The organism is Mycetocola reblochoni REB411 (assembly GCF_900163835.1).
In the GTDB taxonomy this organism is placed as follows: domain Bacteria; phylum Actinomycetota; class Actinomycetes; order Actinomycetales; family Microbacteriaceae; genus Mycetocola_B; species Mycetocola_B reblochoni.
On the sequence record NZ_FUKR01000060.1, the window covers coordinates 1 to 1,424 of the forward strand.

At 75.1% G+C, this 1,424-nt stretch carries 1 protein-coding gene and 1 pseudogene; one reads left to right on the forward strand and one right to left on the reverse strand.

Annotated features, from left to right (window positions below):
- Positions 1–129: 129 nt before the first annotated feature.
- Positions 130–1,221 (forward strand): CobW family GTP-binding protein, encoded by a 1,092-nt coding sequence (locus FM119_RS10940; protein ID WP_087138067.1) that lies wholly within the window; start codon positions 130–132, stop codon positions 1,219–1,221.
- Here the strand turns inward: FM119_RS10940 and FM119_RS10945 are convergent.
- A pseudogene (locus tag FM119_RS10945) lies at positions 1,159–1,424 on the reverse strand (hypothetical protein); the annotation flags it as partial. The gene FM119_RS10940 and the pseudogene FM119_RS10945 overlap by 63 nt on opposite strands.

Sequence of the window (1,424 nt, forward strand, 5' to 3'; positions counted from 1 at the left end):
CGGCGGGACCGGCGGGACCGGCGGGACCGGCGGGACCGGCGGGACCGGCGGGACCCGTCGCCGCAGTGGTTATTGAGATCACTTCTCAATAGACTGTCCGCGTCGATCCCCGACGGAACGGACGATCCCATGACCATCCCCGCGCGACCGGAGGCCGCCCCCTCCCCCCACGACGGCTCCGCGCGACGCGTCCCCGTGGTGGCGATCACCGGCCGCCTCGGCGCGGGCAAGACCACGCTGCTCAACCACCTGCTGCGCACCCCCGGCGCGCGGCTCGGCGTGGTCGTCAACGACTTCGGGGCGATCAACGTCGACGCAGGCCTCGTGACCGGCCAGGTGGACGAGGCCGCCGCGATCTCCGGGGGGTGCCTCTGCTGCCTGCCCGAGTCGGGCGGCCTCGACGACGCCCTCGAACGACTCAGCGCCCCGCGCCTGAGGCTCGATGCGATCCTCATCGAGGCCAGCGGCGTGGCCGACCCGGTCGCACTCGCCCGGCTCATCCGCTTCAGCGGCGTCGAGTCGATCCGCCCGGCCGGGGTCGTCGAGGTCGTCGACGCGCTCGAGGAGTCACGCCCCGGGCACGACGGCGACCGAGGCACCGCCGACGACGCCGACGACACCGAGGTGACGACCCGGCGCCACGCCGCGACGACACTCGCCGTCATCGGCAAGAGCGAGCTGCTCGTCCCCGCCGAGCGCGACGCCGTCACGGCGCGGATCGCGGAGCACGTGACGCGGGGCAATCCCGCAGCCGTGACCGTCGTCGCCGAGCGCGGGCGGATCGACCCGGCCCTCGTCTTCGACGCCGCCACCGCCGAGGATCCGGCGGACGAGCTGCCGATCGCCCGGCTCCTCCGCGACGCGGAACACCACCACGCGCACGCGCGCTCCGCCTCGATCGTCCTGCACGACGCCGTCTCCGCCCGCACCCTCCTGGACCTGCTGGAGTCGCCTCCGCCCGGCGCCTACCGGCTCAAGGGCCGGGTCCGCGTCCCGGCGGCGAGGGGCGAGCGCGGCTACCTCGTCAACGTCGTCGGACGTCAGGTCCACGTGGCAGCACTGCCGTCGCCGCCCGAGCGGGGCGAGCTCGTCGCCATCGGGCCGGGACTGGACGTGGCCGAGGCCGGCCGCCGCCTGGACGAGCTCGCCGAGCAGCCCTCACCACGTCCCGACGCCACCGCCCTGCGTGGACTGGCGCGCCACCGCCGCCTGAGCAGGTGACGGCGGCGGGGTGAGCCGGGCCTCCCGCCGGGTCCGGCGGCGCAGCAGCTGCGTGATCACGACCAGGTGCGGGAACTCGATGAGCATCCCGAGCACGATCGCGGCCTGGACGACAGGCTCGTCCGGCAGCGCGATCGTCGTCAACGCGAGCATCAACGGGGCGTTGCGCGCCGACGTCGCCACGCCGAGGAGGACGCGCTCGG

Coding starts and splice junctions, on each gene's coding strand:
- FM119_RS10940 (WP_087138067.1), top strand. CDS start 130: ATGACCATCCCCGCGCGACCGGAGGCCGCCCCCTCCCCCCACGACGGC.